General features: G+C 63.3%; 15 protein-coding genes and 1 tRNA gene. 9 read left to right on the top strand and 7 right to left on the bottom strand.

Translation table 11 applies throughout. The features are described 5' to 3' along the window. Positions 1-69 precede the first annotated feature (69 nt). From ATO6_RS23725 to ATO6_RS23690, 9 genes are all read left to right on the top strand, one after another. Positions 70-558: a hypothetical protein gene (locus tag ATO6_RS23725; RefSeq protein ID WP_088626424.1), complete on the top strand. Its 489-nt coding sequence runs from the start codon at positions 70-72 to the stop codon at positions 556-558. Further along, complete coding sequence (locus ATO6_RS23720) at positions 551-991, top strand: hypothetical protein (protein WP_088626423.1); 441 nt, start codon at positions 551-553, stop codon at positions 989-991. Before ATO6_RS23725 ends, ATO6_RS23720 begins: the two co-directional genes overlap by 8 nt. Before the next feature lie 225 nt (positions 992-1,216). Beyond that, positions 1,217-1,390 (top strand): hypothetical protein, encoded by a 174-nt coding sequence (locus ATO6_RS25250; RefSeq protein WP_176441081.1) that lies wholly within the window; start codon positions 1,217-1,219, stop codon positions 1,388-1,390. Further along, positions 1,387-2,994 carry a recombinase family protein gene (locus tag ATO6_RS23715; protein ID WP_176441080.1) on the top strand — a complete coding sequence of 536 codons (1,608 nt, stop codon included), beginning with the start codon at positions 1,387-1,389 and terminating at the stop codon, positions 2,992-2,994. The genes ATO6_RS25250 and ATO6_RS23715 overlap by 4 nt, the downstream gene beginning before the upstream one ends. A 259-nt stretch (positions 2,995-3,253) precedes the next feature. After that, a complete protein-coding gene (ndk, locus tag ATO6_RS23710; RefSeq protein ID WP_088626421.1) occupies positions 3,254-3,676 on the top strand; it encodes a nucleoside-diphosphate kinase in 423 nt (140 codons plus the stop codon). Positions 3,677-3,806: 130 nt separating this feature from the next. Further along, complete coding sequence (locus tag ATO6_RS23705; protein WP_088626420.1) at positions 3,807-4,337, top strand: dihydrofolate reductase family protein; 531 nt, start codon at positions 3,807-3,809, stop codon at positions 4,335-4,337. Between the two features lie 362 nt (positions 4,338-4,699). Next, complete coding sequence (locus ATO6_RS23700; RefSeq protein WP_088626419.1) at positions 4,700-5,476, top strand: enoyl-CoA hydratase-related protein; 777 nt, start codon at positions 4,700-4,702, stop codon at positions 5,474-5,476. A 4-nt stretch (positions 5,477-5,480) separates the two neighbouring features. Beyond that, positions 5,481-6,251: a VOC family protein gene (locus ATO6_RS23695; protein ID WP_088626418.1), complete on the top strand. Its 771-nt coding sequence runs from the start codon at positions 5,481-5,483 to the stop codon at positions 6,249-6,251. Between the two features lie 146 nt (positions 6,252-6,397). After that, a tRNA-Ser gene (locus ATO6_RS23690) sits at positions 6,398-6,487 on the top strand. Positions 6,488-6,780: 293 nt separating this feature from the next. On the opposite strand, the gene ATO6_RS23685 is transcribed toward ATO6_RS23690, so the two are convergent. From ATO6_RS23685 to ATO6_RS23655, 7 genes are read right to left on the bottom strand one after another with little or no spacing between them, the layout of a single operon-like run. Next, positions 6,781-7,494, bottom strand: a complete 714-nt coding sequence (locus ATO6_RS23685; protein WP_088626417.1) for a M48 family metallopeptidase — start codon at positions 7,492-7,494, stop codon at positions 6,781-6,783. Continuing rightward, entirely contained in the window at positions 7,494-10,589 is a 3,096-nt protein-coding gene (locus tag ATO6_RS23680) for a type I restriction endonuclease subunit R (RefSeq protein ID WP_088626416.1), read from the bottom strand. The genes ATO6_RS23685 and ATO6_RS23680 overlap by 1 nt, the downstream gene beginning before the upstream one ends. Beyond that, entirely contained in the window at positions 10,582-11,904 is a 1,323-nt protein-coding gene (locus ATO6_RS23675) for a restriction endonuclease subunit S (protein WP_088626415.1), read from the bottom strand. The genes ATO6_RS23680 and ATO6_RS23675 overlap by 8 nt, the downstream gene beginning before the upstream one ends. Next, positions 11,895-14,495, bottom strand: a complete 2,601-nt coding sequence (locus ATO6_RS23670) for a class I SAM-dependent DNA methyltransferase (protein WP_254919262.1) — start codon at positions 14,493-14,495, stop codon at positions 11,895-11,897. The genes ATO6_RS23675 and ATO6_RS23670 overlap by 10 nt, the downstream gene beginning before the upstream one ends. Before the next feature lie 46 nt (positions 14,496-14,541). Continuing rightward, positions 14,542-14,943 (bottom strand): hypothetical protein, encoded by a 402-nt coding sequence (locus tag ATO6_RS23665; protein WP_088626413.1) that lies wholly within the window; start codon positions 14,941-14,943, stop codon positions 14,542-14,544. Next, on the bottom strand, positions 14,940-16,265 hold the full coding sequence (locus tag ATO6_RS23660; protein WP_088626412.1) for a recombinase family protein: 1,326 nt from the start codon (positions 16,263-16,265) through the stop codon (positions 14,940-14,942). Before ATO6_RS23660 ends, ATO6_RS23665 begins: the two co-directional genes overlap by 4 nt. Next, the gene (locus tag ATO6_RS23655) at positions 16,262-16,717 is read right to left on the bottom strand and encodes a DUF2924 domain-containing protein (RefSeq protein ID WP_088626411.1); all 456 of its coding nucleotides are present in this window, start codon (positions 16,715-16,717) and stop codon (positions 16,262-16,264) included. Before ATO6_RS23655 ends, ATO6_RS23660 begins: the two co-directional genes overlap by 4 nt. Between the last annotated feature and the right edge of the window lie 228 nt (positions 16,718-16,945).

Genomic DNA, 16,945 nt, shown 5'->3' with positions numbered 1-16,945 from the left:
AGAGCCTTCGTTACAAAACGGCCCCAGAAGTCCGAAAAACTCTGACGACGGACACTCTTCCGCTTCCCGGTGGCCGAAGCTCCCGATGACGGCGACGAGGCGGCCACGCCGAAGCTGCGCCCCTGCCTCGTTCTCGACGTGCAGGAACGTCTGGGCCGTCGCACCGCATCAATCGCCTATGGCACCTCTTCTCGGACGCGCGCGAACCGAGGCTACAACATCATCGCTGCAACCAAGTCGGGCATGGAAACGGCCGGGCTCGATCGACCGACACGTTTCGTCGGCCTTCGACGGATCACGGTCGGGCTCGATCACAGCGGTTTCGAGCCTGCAGAAGGCACTGCATCGCCGATCATCGGGTTCCTGGATGACGACCTCCGCGAGCGCATGAACGACGTCCGCGCCCGCATTCAGGCCGAAGCGGACATCGCCCGGGAGATGCGCCGTGAACGCCGGGAGGAGCAGCGCCGCTGGCAGCAAGAAGAGCGCGATTTCCTCGAGCGGAACCGCGCCCTTCACGCCGCCAGCCAGAAAAACAAAGGACATGCACATGACTGACCTGCTGCCGATCACCTACGACAACATCGACGCCCTGGCCGCTTCGGCCTTCGCGAAATCCCGCGATGTCGCAACCGCCATTCGGGAGGATGTGCTGCACAATCTCAAGCCTCTCGAACGGTCCGGCCCGGAACGACTTCTCGAGCGCATCGAACGTCGACGCATTTTCGACGAGGAGACCCTCGTCGAGATCGACGTGCTCACCGATCGTATCGCGCGGCTGGTGCAGGAGGGGACGACAACCGTCGAGTATGTCGATACCGACGAGTGCAACGTCACACCGGCATACTGGACAGCGCAGCGCCGCACGCTGGAGGCAGATGAACTCGGTCGCGCGCTGATGTTCCTCTACGACCTGCACGAGACGCTTCTTGCCGTGCATGACCTGATGCACGCCGAGCGTGCGATCGAAGCGATGCGCATGACTTCATAATTCGGAACACGCGGGCCCAGAACACCCGCGTCAGGACGCGCCGGCGACTCCTGCTGCTGCCCGGCCGGCGCGTCCGCTTTTCTTCTCGAAATTACAGTGGGGTAAGCTGTGCCTCTCGGAAACCTGCGCCGAAAAGCCGGGCCAGCGTTTCCGTGTGGACCGCAATCATCCCCCTTCCTGTCTGAGCCCAGTTGCTCATCCCGCAACCTCGGAAGGAGAACTCTCATGACCACCGAGACCCGTCGCCTCGTCGCAGCCAACGACGTTCCCGGAGGCACGACCGACGTGCAGATAGCGTTCAAGTCGCTTGCGGTCCTGCTTGCCCGGGCCGAACTTCGCGCGCAATCCCGCGCGGCAGCAAACACGGACCGTGCTCCGCGCAAGGAGGTGCAGCAGTGATCCGTCCCGTTGCAGGCGGCCGCCGGGCCGCCATCTATGCGCGCTACAGTTCCACCCAGCAGGAAGACACCTCGATCGAGGATCAGCTCCGGATGTCGCGCGACCACTGCGAACGCCAGGGCTACGAACTGGTCGAGGTCTACACGGACCACGCCATGACCGGACGGAACAAGGACCGCCCGGGCTTCCTGAAGCTTCTGGCGGATGCTGAAGCCGGGGCCTTCGATACGATCGTGATCGAGGCAGTGGATCGGCTCAGCCGCAACCTCACTCATACGCTCGAGGCCTGGGACCTGTTCAAGTTCCAGGGCATCCAGCTCTATTCCGTCACCGAGGGGCCGCAGAGCTTCGTGACGGTCCTGCTGCAGGGCTACGGCGCGCAGATGTTCTCCGAGATGATCGGCGTTCATACCAAGCGCGGCATGCAGGGCGCGCTGTCCCGCAACAGGACGCATTCCTCGGCCTACGGCTACGACATCGTGGAAGATGCGGCACCGGGCGAACCGAACCGCCGGATCAACCCGGACGAGGCCGTGGTCATACGCCGAATTTTCGAGGACACCGCCGAGGGGCTGTCCGCCGTGACCATCGCCCGGGCGCTGAACGCCGAGGGTGTGCCCGCGCCGAAGGGTGGCACCTGGGATTCATCAACCATCCGCGGCCACGCCGCACGGGGCTACGGTATCCTGCACAACACGCTCTATCTCGGCCGCGCGGTGACCTGTGCCACGACGCGGCACTACCATCCGAAGACCGGCGTGAAGCGCACCGAGGTGACCCCGCTGGAAAAGCGCGAACAGGAGATCCCCGGTCTGCGCATCATCTCCGACGATCTCTGGGAACGGAGCCGGTCCCAGATCACCCGCGCCGCGAAACGCGTGGCCGACAAGCCCGGCGGCGCGAACCCCGAGGCCGCGCGTCGCAATCGATACCTGCTGTCGGGGCTGATGGTCTGCGGGTGCTGTGGCGCGAACTACGTCAAGGTCAGCGCCACCAGCTTCCGCTGCAACGAGTCGCGAAAGCATGCCTGCGAGAACCGGGTCAGCATCTCGCAGAAGCGCATCGAAAGGCGTGTCTTTGGCCGCATCCGCGATGCCTTCCGTTCGCCGGAGATGCTCGAGGCCTTCTCGGCAGCCCTCGAAACGGAGCGTCGCAAGATCGAGGCTTCGGACCCGCGCCGGGACATCGTCAGGCTGCAGCAGCGGCTCGGCAAGGCGGAGAGCGCCCGGAAGGCCATTCTCGACGCCATCGAGGACGGAGCGCCCTTCGCGCTCTACAGGGCACGCTCGGAAGAAGTAGAAGCCGAGATCGCCGACCTGGAGCAGGCGCTGCATAGACTCCGTGCGAAGGCAGAGACTGCGGCCGCCGTGATGCCGGACCCGGCCGTTCTCTTCGAGAGCGCCATCGAACGGATGGAGCAGCTCCTCGGGGATCCTGATCTCGTCGACCAGGCAAACCAGTTCCTGCGCCAAATCATCGAGCGCATCGTTCTGCTACCCGTTGCTCAGGCTGAGCATGGCCTCTCGATCAAGCTGGAAACCGACTTCGCCGCGCTCCTCGCGCCAGAACTCGACAGCATCGCGCCCGCACATCTCGTGTGCTGAAACCCTTGCAGCACTGGCCCTGCGGGATCAGTATGCACTTCCTGACCGGGCGCCGGAGAAAACTGCAAACAACGGCAAAGCAGGGGGCTCTGCCCCCGCCGCGGCCCGGTGGGCCGCGACTCCCCCGGAGTTTGTCCGGCCAAATGAAGCAGGTGGACCCGCGCCGATCTTGCGGCTTTTCAAACTCGGGGGGTCATGCTAGGCGGGCGGCGGATTTCAGGGGACGCAGGCGCGTCCCCGTCATGAACGAGGACGAGACATGGCCACCGAACGCACGCTTTCCATCATCAAGCCCGACGCGACCCGCCGCAACCTGACCGGCAAGATCAACGCCAAGTTCGAGGACGCGGGCCTGCGGATCGTCGCGCAGAAGCGCATCCATCTGAGCAAGGCACAGGCCGGCAAGTTCTACGAAGTGCACGCCGCGCGCCCGTTCTATGACGAGCTGTGCGAATTCATGGCCTCCGAACCGGTCGTTGTGCAGGTGCTGGAAGGCGAAGGCGCGATCGCGAAGAACCGCGAAGTGATGGGCGCCACCAACCCCAAGGACGCAGCCCCCGGCACCATCCGCGCCGAATTCGCGGAATCGGTTGGCGAGAACTCGGTCCACGGGTCGGACGCGCCGGAAACCGCCGCGCAGGAGATCGCCTATTTCTTCTCGGGTCTCGAGCTGGTCGGCTGAGCCTGACAGGGCAGTGATTTCGGAAAGGCCGCTCCCCTTGGGGCGGCTTTTTTCGTTGACCGGTACGGGGTGCTGGCCGGGAGAGGGCTTCTGCGCTACGTTGAATACAACGTAAGTGAGGGGGTCCGATATGGCCAGGTTCATCGTCGCCGCGAATGTCTCGCTGGACGGATACGTCGATCATGACCGCTTCTCTCCGGACGAGGTGCTGTTCCGGCACTGGATCGACCATGCGCGCGAGATGAGCGGCAGCCTCTACGGGCGGCGCATGTACGAGCTGATGCAATTCTGGGACGAGGAGGATCCCGCCTGGTCGCCGGATCTGCGCGCCTTTGGCGTCGCCTGGCGGGAAAAGCCGAAATGGGTGGTCTCGCGGACACTGGAGGCCGTCGGCCCGAACGCGAAGCTGATCGGCGGCGTTGTCGACACGGCGATCCGGGAGCTGAAGGCGGCGGAGACCGGTTACATACAGGTGGCCGGCACGGTGATCGCGCAGCATGTCGCCGCGCTCGGGCTGGTCGACGAATACCGGCTGTATCTGCACCCGGTCGTTCTGGGCGGCGGCACGCCCTTCTTCCGGGAGGCGCGGCCCCGGCTGAGGCTTACCGGCAGTGACCGGTTCGGCGCGGATGTGATCCGGCTGACCTACGTCCCCGAGTGAGGACGGAGGATCAGATCGCGGCCCAGTCCCGGAATGCGTAGGGGGCGGGGCGCGGCGGTTTCGGTGTCTTGACCGGCTGGGCCGGGGTCTGTGGCTTGGGAACGGGCATGGTCGACCTCGCTGTTTTCTGCCTGTCTCCGGACATGGCAACAAGGGAATGTGGCTGAAAGAAGGCGGATTGGTGCCGGTCCCCGGATAGAGGTGTTCACGGGCTCAGACTGTTTCTGCGCTGCCGCGAAAACCGGCACATCCCGTGAACGAAACCTGTCCGTGCAATGGCACAGGCTCTGCTTGCTCCCCTCCGAATCCCCGCCTACCATCCGGCAGGCAAGTGTCCGATGGACAGGGAGGAACTAAGCAAGATGGCATATGAATATTGCACGGTGGAACGGGACGGCCCGATCCTGAAGGTCACGATGAACCGGCCCGAGCTCTACAACGCGCTACATGCACCGGCGCATTGCGAACTGGCCGAGGTCTGGGACGACTACGCGAAGGATCAGGACCTGTGGTGCGCGATCCTGACCGGGGCAGGGGACAAGGCATTCTCGGCCGGGAACGACCTGAAATACACCGCGCAGGGCGGCAAGGGCACGCCCCCGCCGTCCGGTTTCGCCGGCCTGTCGATGCGGTATGACCTGGAAAAGCCGATCGTGGCCGCCGTGAACGGCTTTGCCATGGGCGGCGGCTTTGAAACCGCGCTGAGCTGCGACATCATCATCGCCGCCGATACGGCGAAGTTCGCACTGCCCGAGGTCAAGGTCGGCCTGTTCGCCGCCGCCGGTGGCGTCCAGCGCCTGTCGCGCCAGATCGGCCGCAAGCGCGCGGTCGAGATGATGCTGACCGGTCGTTCCGTGACCGCCGCCGAGGGCAAGGAGTTCGGCTTCGTCAACGAGGTCTGCAGCCCGGCCGACCTGATGGACCGCGCGATGGCCAAGGCGCAGGAGCTGATCAGCGTCTCGCCCTCGTCGATCAAGGCGACCAAGCGCGTCCTGAACGCGATGGAGGACCTCGAGAACCTGCGTATCTCGCTGCACTACTCGCGCTACGTCAGCACCGAACTGCGCAACACCGAGGATTTCCACGAGGGCGTGAACGCCTTTGTCGAGAAGCGCAAGCCTCAGTGGAAGAACCGCTGAGCCGATGGCCATTCATCTCAGACAGATATGTCTCGTGGCCGGGGAGCTTGCCCCGGTCATGGATGATCTCAGGGCCGTCCTCGGGGTCGAGGGCGGTCACATTGATCCGGGCGTCGGCAAGTACGGGCTGGAAAACACGCTGCTGACCATCGGGACCCAGTTCCTGGAGGTCGTGGCACCGGTGCAGGATGGCACCGCCGCGGGCCGCTATATTGACCGGCGGGGCGGCGATGGCGGCTACATGGTGATCTGCCAGTGCGAGAGCCTGGAGGAGCAGACCGCCCTGCGGGCCCGCGCCAAGGCGGCGGGGGTGCGCGAGGCCCATGTCTCGGATCGCGGCGACTGGAACATCATGCAACTGCATCCGGGCGACCTGAAGGCCGCCTTTCTCGAGGCCGACTGGGACACCGAATGCGACGTCACCGGGCGCTGGATGCCCGCGGGCGGCACGGGGTGGCAGGACGAGCCCAAGGGCGCCGCGCTGGCCATGACGGCGGCCGAGCTGCAGTCGGACGATCCGGCCGGGCTGGCGGCCCTTTGGGGCCGGGTTCTCGGGGTTGCGGTATCCGAAGGCGACGTGCCGGAGGTCCGGCTGGCCAACTTCACCCTGCGCTTCGTCCCGCCGGGCGACGACCGGGGGCCGGGGCTGTCGGCGCTGGACGTGGTGGTCGAGGACCCGGCCCGTGGCATCGCGATGGCCGCGCGTCGCGGTCTGCCCGTGTCGGGCAGCGACGTCGTGGTCTGCGGCACGACGCTGCGCCTGATCCCCGCCTGACAGGCGGCTACAGCGACCTGCGCGCCGTGGCCGCAACGTTGCATGGTGCGCGGGAATGCGGGCTGTTTGCCCGTGTTCCCGAGGCCGGAAGATCGGGCAAATGACCCCTTGCGGAACCGGGAGCGCTTTCGTAATTAGGCCGGACCGGAGAGGTGGCCGAGTGGTCGAAGGCGCACGCCTGGAAAGTGTGTAGGCGGGAAACCGTCTCCAGGGTTCGAATCCCTGTCTCTCCGCCACTTGCCCTCGCGAAAGCGTTCTCCCGATCCGGCTGCGGCCGGATTTTCTCGTTGTTTTCGAGGGTTATGCGGGCGGGGCTGACCACCGGTGCCGACGCCAGGTGGCCCGGAACCCGTCTCTCAGGGCCAATATTCTCCGGACCTCTCGACCGCGCAATTTCGGTGCAAAGCCTGTAAGTGCATGGATAGAAAGGGATACTTTACAGCCGCAGTTCGGCACTTCGATCTTGGTGCCTTTCGCGAGAAGGGTCATAAATCGAACCGGTGCCAGCTCCAGGGGGACCGTCGTCGCCTCAGCTCCCGGTAAGCTGAGGAACGGGTAATTCGTTCAGCTCCCGCCGGGCTTCAGGCCAACTCGGATAATGCTCAGAAAGCAGAGCAAAGAACCGGGCGCTGTGCGTCGGCTCGGAAATATGGACCATCTCGTGAACGATTACATACTCCAGCAAGTCGCGCGGTTTCTTCACGAGTTCAGTGTTCAACCGAATAGTGCCTGCCTTCGAGTTGCAGCTTCCCCACTTGGTTGTCATCCGCTGCAAGAAGTAGCGGTGGACCTTAACGCCGATGCGGCTTTCCCATTTGTCGATGATGGGTGGGACTGCGCCATGAAGTAGCTTCAGATGCCAAGCGTGAATCACCTTGGCGCGTCCGTCGCGGGAAGTTCCGGGGCGGACCTGGAGATGGATCGTGCGGTGGTCTAGTTTTACCTCAGGCTTGGCGTCGAGCTCCGTCACACGGAGAAGATGGCGTCGTCCCCAAAGGTAGTGGGTCTCGCGACCGACGAATGAACGTGGGGCTTCCCTCGCCTGCGAGCGTAGCTGCTCTTGCTGCTGCCGGATCCATCCAATTCTTGTGATCGCGTATGCGCGCGCAACGTCGATCCTGGTCGAAGTAGGGGTTACAAGCGTGACGCGTCCGTCCGGCGGGTGGACCGACAGGTGGACGTTCTTGACGTCCTTCCGGGTCACGCTGATTGTGATGTCTCCAATTTCGATGGACTCTCCCATCAATACCCCTGTTGGTTCTTGATGATCTCGAACATCGCGAGGGTTGCATCTCGATCTCGGTTGAAGAGCGGGAAGAGCACGTTCTTGACCTCCCGCTCGCGAACTGGGTCACCCTTCCAGCCGGCAGGGGCGTGTTCGCGGATGGCCCGGTCGATTTCAAGGGCGAGCTCCGCCCTTTGTTCCTCATCGGCAGGACAGGTGAACTTGTCAGCAGGCAGACTTTGGAGGTTGTTGAACACTACCGTAGCCTCACGATTTCCGTGGAGCCCGGCTGGCAAGTCTGGACCTGCTTCGCGCGCCGCCAGCTTTCGAACCAGCTCTTCCGCTTTTTTCAGAAACGCCTCGTAGGCTTCCGCACTATCGCGGCTCTGTTTGATCAAATCCTCAAGGAGTTTGGACATCTCATCGTAGAAGCGCGGGTCCGTGAGCTGATCACGAATAATAGTCTTTCGGATATTGTTTATGATGCCCTCTGCGACAGCCTTCTTTGACAGCTTGCCCTTCTCGTTGAGTTGTTTGGCAATGGCGTCGTGGATGCCAGTTTCGATGATGGCTTGCGTTAGCGAAACGTTCGACAGTGCACCAAGCGTCTGCGCTGGGTCCGCTTGAATATAGGTGTTCAGCAGGTGCCGCATGTCCGCTTCATACGGCTTGATGTCGAGTTCTTCTCCCGAGTGCCTTTTTATTGCGGCGCGGAGGTCGGTGTAGAAGTCAATTTCCCGCTGGATGTCCGTCTGCTCAGACGGGGTATACCCGGCTTCATCTAGATTCTGCGCAATCGCTGCATAAGCGCGGACAAAGGAGGCGACGGTCTTGTAGAATGAGACCCTGAGTGCCTCAGTCTCGTTCAAGGCGTTCGGGTCTCCGGCATCGCCACAGAAGTATCGCAAGAACTGCTCGATCTCCCTCGGAGGTGCCACTGGCGCACACAGGTAGTGAAGCGCTTCCCGCGCCGCGTCCAGGCGCGCCTTACCTTCCTCGAGCCAATTCTTGATCTCGACGTTGTTTTCTCCGCCGCTCCCTTCATCAACATCCAGCTCATCCGAGCTGTAGACCGCGATCGCGTGCTGGACGTCGCCGAACAGCTCCTTGAAGTCGACGATGTGGCCGTAATCCTTGTCGTCGCCATCGAGCCGGTTGGTCCGACAGATCGCCTGGAACAACGTGTGGTCCCGCAGCTTGTCGTCGAGGTAGATGTAACTGCAACTCGGCGCGTCGAAGCCGGTGAGCAGCTTGGACACCACGATCAGCAGCTTCATGTTCGCGGGTTCTTCGATGAAGCGCCGCTTGACCTCGGTCTCATAGGCTGTCGTGCTCTGGCCGCCCTTCAGCACGAATTTCGTGTAGGTGTCGTACTTGTACCGCTCGTCGCTGTTGGCGGGCTCCCTCGAGATCGCATTGTGGTTCGGCTCGAACGACGTGACGATTCCCACATGCGGCCCGAGCCGGGTGCTCTGGAATTCGCGATAGAATTCGCAGGCGTCGGGGATCGAGGAGGCTACCAGGATTGCGGTGCCTCGGTCGTCGCTCAGCCGCGGCTTCAGATCGAAGTCCTGCACGATCTCCGCGACGATCCGGCGTTTCCGTTCTGTCGCGCTGAGCAGCTCCTCCATGTTGGCCCAGCGTTTCCGCAGTACTGCCTTCTGGAAGTTGTTGAGGTTCTTGGTCTTCTTCTCGAACCAAGCGTCGATTGCTGCCGGGCTCGTCATGCGCTGCGGCACGTCGCGCGCCTCGTATTTCAGGTCGAGCACGACCTTATCCCGGACCGCTTCCTGAAACTTGTAGGTGTGGATGTAGGTGCCGAAGACCTCACGCGTGGTCTCGCGGTCCTTGCGCAGCAACGGGGTGCCCGTAAAGCCAATGAAGATCGCGCCCTCGAGCCAGCGCTTCATCTGCTTGTTCATGTCGCCGCCCTGGGTGCGGTGGCACTCGTCCACGAAAACGTAGAAGCGGCCGGTGACGCGCGGGGGCGGCCCCTTAAGCTCCGTCGTGTCGAACTTGTGGATCAGCGCGCAGATCAGTCGGGGCGACGGCGCGCCCAGCCAGCTCACGAACTCGTCGCGGCGCGTCACCCGAGGCGATGGCGCATCGGCGCCAACGACGCCCGCGTTGCGCATCACGCCCTCGATCTGCTTGTCGAGCTCGTCGCGGTCGGTGATGACCAGCACACGGGCATCCGGCTCGCGTTCGAGAATCCATTTGGCCAGGAGCACCATCAGGATGCTCTTGCCAGACCCCTGGGTGTGCCAGATGACGCCGCCCTCGCGCTTGGCCAGCCGCTCCTGCGCCAGCTTCACGCCCACGAATTGGTGTTGCCGGGGAACCTTCTTGATGCCTGCGTCGAAGATCACGAAGTTCCGGATCAGGTCGAGCAGCCGGTCCTTGCGCAGCATTTGTGCAACGGGGCGGTCGAGAAGCGCACCGGCCACCAGATCGCCAGTCGGCGGCTCCTCGTCGCGCCATTCGACGAACAGCGTTTCAGGCGTGCCGACCGTGCCGTAGCGCAGGCCCTGTGCATCGCTTCCTGCCAGCAGAAGCTGCGCGGTGGCGAAGAACGGGGCGTTGAAAATCTCGTCCTGGTTGGAAATCAACTGCCGGATGCCGTCGCCGATCTCGACCGAGGAGCGTTTCAGTTCGATCACCGCGACGGCGAGACCGTTGAGGTAGACGACCAGATCGGGGCGCCGTTCATGCCCGCCCTTTAGCGTCACTTCCTCGGCGAGGGCGAAGTCGTTGGCGGCGGGGTTCTCCCAGTCTATCAGGTGCACCGTCTTGTGCGGGGCGGCGACCGAGGTCTGCACGTCAACGCTATAGCGCAGCAGTGTATAGGTGCGGAGGTTGGCCTGATAGAGCGTGGTGCCGGTCACCTCGATCGCCTGCATCAGGCGCGTCAGGGCGGCATTGATCTCGTCATCGGAATAGCCGCGGGCGGAGAGGTTGGCGCGCAGCAGATCGGGCTCGACACAACGGTTGTTCGGGCGGCCCGACCAGTCGCCAAGGTTCCGGTAGCCGAGACCGCCCTCGTCCTCCGGCGTGGTGATGCGGGCCGCAAGGCGGTCCTGCGTGACGCGTTCGCTGCGGGGACGTTCAGGCATGCGCCACCTCCAACACATCCAGCGGCTCGCCCTCAACCCGCAGGCGTACGCGGCCGGTCAGCAAGGCCTGCATCATTCCCTGCTTGAGCGCTCGGGTCTTCTCGAGACGGGCCTCAAGCGCGGTGATTTCGGCATCCATGTCAGAAAGGACGCGGACGATGGCCTTCTGCTCTTCTAGTTCCGGCAGAAGGATTTCCGCGCTGGCAATATGTTTGCGGTTGGTGGCGTAGACCTTTGTGCCAGCGGCCAGCCTGCGGAGATGCGTGGTGAACGCCGGGATGTGCTGCAAGTAGCCCTTGAACCCGTCCGCAAGCACGTCCTTGTCAAAACGGGCCGCAATAGTGTGCTGTCCTGCCACGGCTTCGATGCCATCGGCGCCCGCAATCTCAAGCGACTTCCCTACTCCGGAAAGATCTTCTGAGGCATCCACGAATACAGTGTCGCCAGTCTCGAGGCGCGACAGGCGTGCAGCATCTGTCTCTGGCAGCCGGGGCATGTCGGCTACTTGAAGGTCGAGGCTCAGACTCTGAGAGACGTGAATATCACCATAGTGAAGGTAACGCACCGGATCATTGGCGGTGAGCTGCGCTCGGGAGTGCACGCCATTCTTCAAGAATGAAACGTGATCCCCGAGGCGCTTCGGTATCCAGGGTTCCGAAAAACCTGGTAGACGGGTCTTGCCAGTTAGCAGACGTTGCAGTGCACCGGTCCGAAGGGCGCGCTTCTTGAAGATCAACTCGCCAATGTTCTTAATTTCTGCGTCGGCGTCTGAAAGCGCTTCCGCAATTGCCCGCTGCTCCGCCACCGGCGGGACCGCCAGGATAGCAGCTGATAGCGAACGACCATTGGTCAATGCCCGCGTCGTGTAGGTCGCCCGCGCAACGACTTGTCGCCGAAAGTACCGTGGCGAAAAGCAGTAGGCCTTGAACAGATCGTCAAGCCTGTCGCCCGTGGGTCGTGCGCGCAGAACGAACCCGCTGAACACGGTGTCCGTCGCCGCATCGAGCATCGCCGCAGCAACGCCGATCTCCTCGACGGTTTCGGACGTGCGGGTAAAGAAGACGTCGCCCTTGCGTACCTCGAATGCTTCCAACTCAGACTTGGATACGTCGACCCGACCCTCGACCCTGTCCAACCGCAAACCCGGCTGCCGGAACACATCCATGTAGTTCACGATGGGCGTGCCATAGCCGAAATACTTCTTCGCCTTGTTCAAGCCGTTCTTGAAGGTGAACAGATCGCCCAAAGGCACCGCCTCCCAGTCCTCTGGGATCGTGCCAATCTCCGTGTGCTTGTAGCCTGGCCTCAGTTCCATGCGGCCCTAATCGCCTTCAGATGGGTTGCGACACGGGCGGCCAGCACATCGCCCTCTTCCTCCAGTTTGGGCAGCGGCATGGCATAGCGTTCGGCCAGCCCCTTGACCCGCGTGGACAGGGCTTGCGCCATATGCGCCACCTCATCGGTTACGCGGGCCTCGATCGTGTCGAGCCACTTGTCCGCGACCACCAGCATCTTGGCCTCATCCTCGGTCAGCGTGCCATAGCGGTCGTGCACCTTTTTCCATAGGGCATCGTTAGCCGCCTTGCGCTTTTTCTTCGTGGCGTCGAGCGCGATCATCACTCTCTGGTAGGCTTCGAGCGCCTGCCGTTCGTCAACGAGGTCCGGATCGCGGCCGATTTCCTTCAGCCGGGCCTTCAGCGCCTGCGCTGTGATCTTCTGCTTGTCACCTTCGCCCTCGATCACCTCGGCCAGCAGACCCTCTTCGCCCATGCCTTCTTCGAGCTTCTCGGCAAGGTCCTGCTCCAGTTCCGCGATCCGCACGTCGAAGGCATCGATCTCGCCCTGCTCCGCCGCGAAGAACCGCGCCACCATCAGGCGGGCCGGGATCAGGTCCGAGGTGAACCGCCGCCGCCCGATGACGTAATCGCCGGGCTCGGGCCAGGCGAGCTTGCCGTCCTTATTCTTGCGCTTGACGATCTCGCGCGGCTGGGCGCCTGCGACCCATCCGGTGGCGGCGATGACATAGGAATCGTCCTGCAGCGCCTCGGCCCAGTAGTCCATCAGGTGCTGGTACACGTCATAAGGGTCGACCAGAGGCACCTTGCGGAAGGCCTCGAGCAGGTCCTCGGAAATGGTTTCGATCATTTCCTTCGGCTGGTCACCGGGCGCGAAAGCCCGGCAGGCCGTATCGGCCCTGCCACGCCAAGCGGCGAAGGTTCCTGCGGCTGCGGCGGTGAAGGTACGGAATTCCTCATGCTCCTCGATGCCCGCCTTCACCTCGGCGATCGGGCGGGTCAGTGAGAGGTATCCTGGCCGGAGATCTTCGAAGAGCTCTCCGCGCAGAGACGGCATGACCTTCCACCAGCCTTGCAGCGCGTCGATGTCCCGTTTCGGGATGCCGCCCTGCAGATGCGCGTCGATGTCGTGGATATCCTCGGGCTCCGAGGTGTCGATGTAGCGCGCCAGGTTGAGGTTGAACGCGTTGCGCGGGTCGGCGATTTCGTCAAAGGGCACCATGCGGGCATAGCCCGGCGCGTCCGCGCCCTTGCGGTAGGTGTCGACGATGCGGTGGATGTCCTGCTCGCGCAGGCGGTTCTTGGCTCCGTCCTTGCGGAACCCCTTGGACGCGTCGATCATGAAGATCCCCCGCCGGGCGGTGGCATTTTCCTTGCCGAGAACGACGATGCAAGCCGGTATGCCCGTGCCAAAGAACAGGTTTGGCGGCAGACCGATGATCGCCTTGAGGTAGCCGGACTTGATCAGCGCCTCGCGCAGGTCGGCCTCGGCATTGCCACGGAACAGCACGCCATGGGGAAGAATGCAGGCGGCCTTGCCGCTGCTTTTCATGGTGCGGATGATGTGCAGCAGATAGGCGTAATCGCCCTGTTTCTTGGGCGGAGCGCCCCATTCGAACCGCTTATGCTTGTCCGTAATGGCGCCCTTTTCGTCATAGCTGAAGCCGGTGCTCCATGCCTTGTCCGAGAACGGCGGATTGGCGACGACGTAGTCGTATGTCCGCAGGCGCTCCCCCTCGAGGAACTTGGGGGTCGTCAGGGTGTTGCCCGCCACGATCTTTGCCGTCGGGAAGTCGTGCAGGATCATGTTCATGCGGGCGAGACCGGCGGTGGTCACGTCCTTTTCCTGGCCTTCGAGCGTGATTCGCTTGCCCGCCTCGGCCGCAACCTTGAGGAGCAGAGAGCCCGATCCGCATGTGGGGTCATATGCGGTGGTTCCAGCAACGGTGTTCTTCGGCGAGATACCGATCACCTTGGCGATGATCCGGCTGACCTCCGACGGGGTGTAGAACTGCCCCTTGCTCTTGCCGCTTTCGGTCGCGAAATGGCGCATGAGGTATTCATAGGCGTCGCCCAGAATATCGTCATGGTCCGCTCGGTTCTTCGCGAAATTCAGATCCGGGCTCGAGAAAATGGAAATCAGACGACCAAGCCGGTCAACACGGTCATTGCCTTCACCAAGTTTGTTCGGATCGTTGAAGTCGGGAAAATCCGTTCGCGCCAGCATCTCGTTGGCATCAACGAGCGGCTGAATCACCTGCGTATTGATCAGATCCCCAATATTCGGATTTCCCGTAAGGGCCGCCATGTCACTGAAGCTCGCGCCCTTCGGAATGATGATTGGTGGCTCGAGATCATTGCTGTCCCCATATTTGTCAGAGACATATTTGATAAACAGCATGAACAGGACATAGTCTTTGTATTGACTCGCATCCATTCCGCCGCGGAGCTCGTCGCATGATGCCCAGAGCGAGGAATAAAGATCTGATTTCTTGACTGCCATTTCGACTTTTCGGCCCCATGTCGTCGAAGAAGGCCATGAGGGCTCTTCGGGTTGATTGTGATTTTCCGGGCCAGAGTAGCGATCGAGAGGGTCGCCTTCCAGCGCCAACTGCCATGAAGTGCCAGTGGCTTACGTTGCGAGAACGCTGTGGCGGCTACGAATGATTGCGGTCGAGCTCGATTGCCGCGCCTTGGCTCATCCACTCCACCGGGAACGGCTCCAGCACCCGCGCCAGTGTCACCTCCGGCCGCTGCCTTCCGTCCAGGATCGCCTCAACGATGTCTGGCGCCAGCAGGGTCAGGCGCAGGACCCGGGCCATGTAAGTGAAGGCGATCCCTTCCTTCTCAGCCAGCTCGGAAATCGACGCGAACTCGCCCGACTCCAGCATCCGCTTCCAGCGGAACGCGCGGGCCAACGCCTTAACCAGCGTGTTGTCCGTCCGCCGCGGTTGCGTGGCGCCCTCGGGCATCTGCATCTCCTTCCGCCCGCCGCGCTTTACGACGCGGAACGGGACATGGAGCGTTACGGTGTCCGGCATCGGCGCCCCGCGGGTCATGCCGCGGCCTCGATGCCACCGGCCAGCATCTCGCGGGCTAGTCCGCTGAGCCCGTCGATGCGCAGGCGTACATTGAGACCGTCCGTGCCGATGTCCACGCGCTCGACCAGCAGCGTGACGATGCGCGCCTGCTCGGCAGGGAAAAGCTCGTCCCACAACGGATCGAGCTGGTGAAGCGCTGACCGTGCGTCGGCCTCGGTGATGTCTTCGGCGTGGGGGCGCGCCGCCTTCCATGTCCCCGCCACGATCTCGGGCTGGCGGAACACGGCGCGAAGCTGGTCGATGACGGCAGCCTCGATCTCGCCTGCGGGCACGCGGCCCACCGGGCATGATCCGGCGCCGTGTTTCAGCACGGTCTGGCTGACGTAGTAGCGGTAGAGCCTGTCGCCCTTGCGGGTGTGCGTCGGCGAGAAAGCGGCGCCGTCGGGACCGAACAGCAGTCCCTTCAGCATCGCCGGTGTTTCGGCGCGGGTCCGTGCGGCGCGCTTGCGCGGGCTCTCCTGCAGGATCGCATGGACACGGTCCCACGTTTCGCGGTCGACGATGGCGTCATGCTCGCCGGGATAGCTGTCGCCCTTGTGGACGGCTTCGCCGATGTAGGCGCGGTTGCTGAGCATCCGATAGATGTATTTCTTGTCGATCCGGTTGCCGCGCGGGGTCCGAATGCCGCGTGCGCCGACCTCCCGCGCCAGTTCCGTACAGGACCCGATCTCGAGGAAGCGGACGAAGATCCAGCGGACATGCTCGGCATGCTCGTCGTCAATCACCAGCTTCCGGTTCTCGACGCGGTAGCCGTAGGGCGGGACGCCGCCCATCCACATGCCCTTCTTCCGGCTGGCGGCGACCTTGTCGCGGATGCGTTCGGCCGTGACCTCCCGCTCGAACTGGGCGAAGGAGAGCAGAATGTTCAGCGTCAGCCGACCCATGGACGTGGTGGTGTTGAACGACTGCGTCACCGAGACGAAGGTCACCCCGTTCCGGTCGAATACCTCGACCAGCTTGGCGAAGTCGGCCAGCGAGCGGCTGAGGCGGTCGATCTTGTAGACCACGACCACGTCGACCAGCCCGTCCTCGATGTCCTCCAGCAGCCGCTGCAGGCCTGGCCGCTCCAGCGTGCCGCCCGAGATGCCGCCGTCGTCATACTGATCGCGGACCAGTACCCAGCCCTCGGACCGCTGGCTGGCGATGTAGGCTTCGCATGCCTCGCGCTGGGCGTGGAGGCTGTTGAACTCCTGCTCCAGCCCTTCCTCGGAGGATTTCCGGGTGTAGACCGCGCAGCGCAGCTTGCGGACGGCCTTGGTTTTTTCGGGCGGCTTTGTCATGTCCGCCCCCTGTGGTTCTTGAGCCCGAAGAAGACCCAGCCGTTCCAGCGCGTGCCGGTGATGGCCCGCGCGATGGCGGACAGCGACTTGTAGGGCCGCCCCTGCCACTCGAAGCCGTCCGCGGTGACAGTGACGATCTGTTCGACGCCCTGCCACTCGCGCAGCAGGCGCGTGCCCGTGATGGGTCGGTCGCGGTCGGCGCGGATGCCGCGCTTCTTCTTGTCGCCGCCGTCGAGTTCCTCGCCCAGCCGTTCCAGCCGCCGGATCGTCTCCGGTTTCAGCCCGCCATGGGCGAGTTCCTGGATACGGTAGGCGAGGCGGCTCTCGAGATAGCGTCGGTTGAAGGGCGGCGGCTCGCTGTCGAACAGGTCCCGCCACTGCTGTTTCAGGTCCCTGGTCGAGGTGGTCTTCAGCGCGGCCAGGCGCGCGGGGATGGGGTCGTGTTCGGTCATGCGTTCCTCCTTCGGGGAGGCGCAGTACCGCTCTGGTCGGACGAGTTGTGTAGGGGCATTCCGCTGGCATCTGAGCCGTCCGGCAAATTTCTCCGGTGCAGTCGGACAAGGCTGAGTGCGAGCAGGCGGCAGAGTTCGGCACGGCGCTCGACTGGGGACAAGTGGCATGGGTTCAAGGGGTTCATGCATGTCAAAAGCCGACATCGATGTGCGAATGGGACAAAAGTA

Origin of the sequence: Oceanicola sp. 22II-s10i (assembly GCF_002210105.1) — a bacterium.
Lineage (GTDB): Bacteria > Pseudomonadota > Alphaproteobacteria > Rhodobacterales > Rhodobacteraceae > Pseudooceanicola.
The sequence above is the reverse complement of the archived record's forward strand: the minus strand, read 5'-3'. Positions and strand labels throughout refer to the sequence as shown.

Coding starts and splice junctions, on each gene's coding strand:
- ATO6_RS23720 (WP_088626423.1), top strand. CDS start 551: ATGACTGACCTGCTGCCGATCACCTACGACAACATCGACGCCCTGGCC.
- ATO6_RS25250 (WP_176441081.1), top strand. CDS start 1,217: ATGACCACCGAGACCCGTCGCCTCGTCGCAGCCAACGACGTTCCCGGA.
- ndk (WP_088626421.1), top strand. CDS start 3,254: ATGGCCACCGAACGCACGCTTTCCATCATCAAGCCCGACGCGACCCGC.
- ATO6_RS23705 (WP_088626420.1), top strand. CDS start 3,807: ATGGCCAGGTTCATCGTCGCCGCGAATGTCTCGCTGGACGGATACGTC.
- ATO6_RS23700 (WP_088626419.1), top strand. CDS start 4,700: ATGGCATATGAATATTGCACGGTGGAACGGGACGGCCCGATCCTGAAG.
- ATO6_RS23695 (WP_088626418.1), top strand. CDS start 5,481: ATGGCCATTCATCTCAGACAGATATGTCTCGTGGCCGGGGAGCTTGCC.
- ATO6_RS23685 (WP_088626417.1), bottom strand. CDS start 7,494: ATGGGAGAGTCCATCGAAATTGGAGACATCACAATCAGCGTGACCCGG.
- ATO6_RS23680 (WP_088626416.1), bottom strand. CDS start 10,589: ATGCCTGAACGTCCCCGCAGCGAACGCGTCACGCAGGACCGCCTTGCG.
- ATO6_RS23675 (WP_088626415.1), bottom strand. CDS start 11,904: ATGGAACTGAGGCCAGGCTACAAGCACACGGAGATTGGCACGATCCCA.
- ATO6_RS23665 (WP_088626413.1), bottom strand. CDS start 14,943: ATGACCCGCGGGGCGCCGATGCCGGACACCGTAACGCTCCATGTCCCG.
- ATO6_RS23660 (WP_088626412.1), bottom strand. CDS start 16,265: ATGACAAAGCCGCCCGAAAAAACCAAGGCCGTCCGCAAGCTGCGCTGC.
- ATO6_RS23655 (WP_088626411.1), bottom strand. CDS start 16,717: ATGACCGAACACGACCCCATCCCCGCGCGCCTGGCCGCGCTGAAGACC.